The organism is Candidatus Ruminimicrobium bovinum, assembly GCF_902760015.1.
GTDB lineage: Bacteria > Elusimicrobiota > Endomicrobiia > Endomicrobiales > Endomicrobiaceae > Ruminimicrobium > Ruminimicrobium bovinum.
The window spans coordinates 1-5,117 of sequence record NZ_CACWEU010000241.1; the positions used below are offsets into that span (position 1 = coordinate 1).

Below are 5,117 nucleotides of genomic sequence, written 5' to 3' on the forward strand. Positions count from 1 at the left end.
AATATCGCCTGTTAAGAGAAAAAACAATGGATAATAAAAAAGAAAATAAAAAGCAAAGATATATAACTTATAAAAACGATGATATTACTGTTTTTTGGAACCCGAAATTATGTCAACATGCCGGTAAATGTTTTCAAGGAAACAAAGAAGTGTTTAACCCTAATCAAAAACCTTGGGTTGATTTATCAAAAGCTCCCGCAAAAGAAATTGCCGCAATAATTGATATGTGCCCGTCTAAAGCATTACAATACGAATTAAAAAATTCAATTTCCGTTGTATTTGAAGAAAATTTAAACAGAAGTGCCGCTTACAAAGACGGTAATTTAATCGGCGAATGTGAATTTGATATTAATGACAACAAATGGCATATTGTTCATACGGGAGTTCGCCCCGCTTTTGAAGGACAGGGCATTGCTAAAAGGTTGTTAAACAAAGTTGTTGAACAAGCCCGACTAAAAAATATTAAAATTGTTCCGATATGTTCTTATGCAAAAAAAGTTATGGAAGGCAAAGAAGAATACAAAGATGTTCTGTGAAACAATAAACAAATCATCCTATATCTAACGAATATTTTGGATTACACTTTCGTATTTTAAAATCTTATGTACCGCTTACGCTCAAGGAGTTACTGACTAATAGCAACCTATAACCCCATAACCTAATAACCTTATAACCCAATAAAATAACCCCATAATCTCATAACCCAATAATCCAAAATTAATAATTACTAATTGATTTCAGTTCTAACCTAAAATCTTAATTTCCTTTATTCAAAATTAAGTTTATATTTTCTGTTTTTCTTGGAATTATCAACAATTAATAAAAAACCTGTTTTTACCCATTTTTGTGCTAACTGTCTGGATGTTCTTGAAGAAAAATTGAATAATTTTTCCAAATCTTTTGTAGTTATAAAATTGCTTTCTTCAAACAAAGGAAGTACTTGTTTTTGTCTTGAATCCAAGTTTTTGATAAATTCACTTTTGTCTTTTTCATTTTTTTGTTTTATAAAATGTTTTTTAACACTTTCAAAAGACTTTAACATACCTGAAACAAAAAAATCTATCCAATCGGTAATATCAGCTTGAGCTCGCCCTTCATAATAATTATGAGATTTCCCTACAGTTAATGCATTGTAATAATCTTGTAAATTATCGGCATAGTATTCTTCCAAATTATAAATACCTTTTAAACCGTAACCGCATTGATGAAGTAAAAGAGTTGTTAAAATTCTTGCCGTTCTACCATTACCGTCATAATAGGGATGTATAGTAACAAATTGGTAATGAGCAATAGCAGCTAAAATTGGTGCCGGAATTACATTTTTATTTTCATTTATCCAATTTACAAAAGATGTCATTAATGGTGCCACATCTTTTGCTTCAGGCGGCATATAAACAATATATCTTGTTGAAGAATCTATTATTGAATTTTGTTCTTTTCTGTATTCTGTAGGTTTATTATTTCCAACAACCAACCCATGTAAAATTTTAATATCTTGTTCCGTAATGGCAGTTTTTTTTATTAGTTTTTTTACCATATCCAATGCACGAAAATAACCTTTTACTTCTTGTTCATCTCGTTTTCTTGCAGGGAAACTTTTACCGTTTAGTACTTGTTTAACTTCTTTTATTGTTAATGAATTTCCTTCAATTCTTGTAGAATAATGAATGGTATTGATTTTAGATGTTTTTCTTAATCCGGCAAGTACTTTAGGGTTTAACGGAAAAGATTTAACATCTTCTTTAATCTTTTCGATTTCAATTAGCTTTTTTAGTATGGAATTAGTGATTTTATAAACAGGATTAAATTTTAACGGCATTTTACAGGTATCTCCTTTATGCCGTTATTATACCATTATTATGCCGTTAAATCAATTAATGAAATATTAATATTTCATTTGTTACCGAAACGAAATTTCCTTTTAAATAATAAATTCTTTGAAAGCCGCCAACAACAAACCTATAACCCCATAACCTGTCATGTTATTCTTGACAAAAACTATGACAAAACTTATGACAAATTTAATGAAAATTAAATAAAAAATTTACTAAAAATAATTAAAAAATCAATAATATTTCGATATGACAAAATTATTGACAAATTCTATGACAAAAATATTGACAAATATATATAAATAAATTATAATAAATACACAAAAAAATAGGAGTTAACTTATGGATATAATTAAAAAGGTGTTAACATTTAAATCTGGTAATTTCGTATTCAGTGCTAAATTTAATGATGATAAAGGAAGTGAGATTGCTAATAAAATTGTTGAAGTATTAATTGCCTTTGAATCTATAAAATATATACCTATTTTACCGAATATGGCATCACAAATAGAAGAAGAACTTATAAAAAAATCTATATTTTCAACAGCCGCTATTGAAGGTAATTCTTTAACACAGGAAGATGTTGATAAAATTATTGAAGATAATAAAACAAATTTTTCTAAAGAAAGGTTTGTTAAAGAAATTCAAAATTTAAAAACAGCATACGATAAAATAAAAGATATTAATGCTTTGGATACAAAAATATTATTATCTCAAGATTTAATAAAAAATTATCACAAAATTATAACGGATGGTTTAGAAAACGAAACAAATATTCCCGGACAATACAGAAATACAAAAGTAATTGTGGGAAATGAAGAACATGGCGGAACAAATGTCCCGCCAAAAATATTTGAAGATATAAAAAAATTAATGGAAGAATTTATTCTATGGATAAATTCTAAAGAATTATTAGAAATTCCTCCTATATTTAGAGCTTGTATCGCTCATTTAACTTTGGCACTAATACATCCTTTTGGCGATGGTAACGGAAGGACAAGTCGTATTATAGAAGCACATATTTTAAAAAGTGCGGGGTATAGGTTTGTTTACACTATGCTTTCCAATTATTATTACAAAAATATAGATGAATATTTTATAACTTTCTCAAAAGTGTTAAAAAATGAAGATAATGATATTAGCGACTTTGTTTTGTTTTATTTAAAAGGATTACTTGAATCTATAAAAACAATAAGAGAAAAAATATATATTATTATTACAGGTTTATCGTTACAATCGTATCTTTTATATTTGAAGAAAACTAATCAAATATCACCAAGACAATACGATTTCCTAAGTATTATGCTCGACAATAATAAAGAAGTTACGGAAAAAGAAATATTAGAAGATGTAAACTTAAAAATAATATATGGAAAACTTTCTTCAAGAACATTAAAAAGAGATTTAGATTATTTATTAAAGGCAAATTTATTGATGTTAAATAGAGATACTCAAAAATATAGAATTAATTTCTTTGTATTGAATGAAGAAAAGTGGATTAAACCGGAAGAAAACAACAACGAAAAAAATTTTTAAGGACATTAATAAAAAAGAATCAAAGTGAAATAAAAAGTGATTTTGCCGAATTTTTAAGGGATATTTAAAAAATAAATTCTTACAAAAAAATTTTAATCCAATAATCTCATAACCCCATAACCTACTTAAAATTTCTTATTCCTAAACTCAACGGAATTTGGTAAAATTAAAATAAGAAAAGTATAATGTTTATATTACTATAGGTGAAGATGAAAATGGAAATTTATTTTACGATTTAGATGAAAATAAAGAAACCTTTGAAGAGTAACTAATAAACAAATACTAGCCCCTTCAAAGGCAGTAATAGTATAATATAAAATCTAATTAATGTCAACGAATTCCTTTAAAAACTACAAACAATAAAACGAAAATCTATTTTACGATTTAGACGAAAATAAAAACTCTTGAAGCGTACCACTATTACAAATAGTAGGGCTTCAAGAGCAACAATAGTATAGTATAAAATCTTCAAAAAATCAACTAAAACTTAAAATCTTTTAAATAATACATTATTCCTAAAATCAACATTATTCCATCTTCTGAAAAATATTCAAATGAATTATGTTCAAAAGAAGCCCCGGGTGTTATCATATTACCATGTTTTACATCACAGTATTTTTTATAAAATTTACTAAATTGTTCTCCGTCAAAATAAGCAGTATTTTTTACAAAAGCTTTTATATATTCATCAACTCTTATTGGTACAAAATGTTTGCTTAATATTTCTATTTTTTCTTTGTTTAATCCTAATCTATAATTTATTCTTTTTATTATTTCTTCATATTGTTCTTTCTCTTTTTCTTTAACGATATATTTCCCAAAAGGATAAAATAATTTAAGTAATGAAACAAATGCTTGCCAAGCTATTTCTTTTTCAAGATTATAACTAAGTTCTAAATTATATTTTAATCTTCCTAATGTAGCTGATGCAAAGTATTTGTTATATCGTTCTCTACAAAGTTCATAAGTCGGATTATCTTTTATATAACTTAATATTGCACAAGTTTCTAAACAATGTCCTGCAATTATAAAAGAATCATAATATCTTTCGTTTTCAAATAGCACAACAAAAGATTTAAGTGCCTCAGTTACTCTATAATATAAATTCCAAACAATATACCTAAAAGCATCTTCATTGCCATCGTTAAAAGTAGGTGTTTCTAACGGTTTAAAATCTTTTATAATCTGTATGCTTTTGGGAATGTCTATAATCATTTCTTATTTCCTCAATAAATTATATTTTCCTTTTATAAAATTATAGTAAAAATCAATCAAATTTAGTAAAATAATTCAAAATATATTTAACTCTTAAATTTGGACTTTATTAATGAACGATAATGAAGCAAAAGTAAGACTTAAAATAAATAAACTATTGGAACAATCCGGCTGGAAACTTTTGGACGATGAAAAAGGTCGTGCAAATGTTGATGTCGAATACAGCACAAAAATCAAAAGAAACGATAACGAATATAAACATGCTTTATTGGATTACCTTTTGTTTGATTCAAAAGATTTTCCGCTTTGTGTCTTGGAAGCAAAGAAAGAAAATATAAATCCTCTTTCTGCAAAAGAACAAGCTCGTGCCTATGCAATGAGCCAAAATATTCGTTTTGTAATTCTTTCAAACGGCAATATTCATTACCTTTGGGATATAGAAATAGGCAATCCCGAAATTATTACATCTATGCCTACACAAGAATCATTGGAACAAAGAGTACAATTTAAACCTAATACTAAAGCTTTATATTC

5 protein-coding genes are annotated in these 5,117 nt (G+C 26.5%); 3 read left to right on the forward strand and 2 right to left on the reverse strand.

What is annotated here, in order from left to right:
• Positions 1–536, forward strand: a 536-nt coding sequence (locus ACMUOV_RS08120; RefSeq protein ID WP_413854631.1) for a GNAT family N-acetyltransferase, incomplete at its 5' end; no start/stop codon positions are given.
• A 230-nt stretch (positions 537–766) separates the two neighbouring features.
• Here ACMUOV_RS08120 and ACMUOV_RS08125 read toward each other — a convergent pair.
• Positions 767–1,819: a Fic family protein gene (locus tag ACMUOV_RS08125; RefSeq protein ID WP_413854632.1), complete on the reverse strand. Its 1,053-nt coding sequence runs from the start codon at positions 1,817–1,819 to the stop codon at positions 767–769.
• Positions 1,820–2,174: 355 nt separating this feature from the next.
• Between ACMUOV_RS08125 and ACMUOV_RS08130 the strand changes: the two genes are divergently transcribed.
• The gene (locus ACMUOV_RS08130) at positions 2,175–3,368 is read left to right on the forward strand and encodes a Fic family protein (RefSeq protein ID WP_413854634.1); all 1,194 of its coding nucleotides are present in this window, start codon (positions 2,175–2,177) and stop codon (positions 3,366–3,368) included.
• Positions 3,369–3,848: 480 nt separating this feature from the next.
• Here the strand turns inward: ACMUOV_RS08130 and ACMUOV_RS08135 are convergent, their stop codons facing one another.
• Positions 3,849–4,583, reverse strand: coding sequence for a hypothetical protein (locus tag ACMUOV_RS08135; protein WP_413854635.1), 735 nt, complete (start codon positions 4,581–4,583; stop codon positions 3,849–3,851).
• 112 nt (positions 4,584–4,695) lie between these two features.
• Here ACMUOV_RS08135 and ACMUOV_RS08140 point away from each other — a divergent pair.
• On the forward strand, positions 4,696–5,117 hold a 422-nt coding region (locus tag ACMUOV_RS08140), incomplete at its 3' end, for a type I restriction enzyme HsdR N-terminal domain-containing protein (protein WP_413854636.1).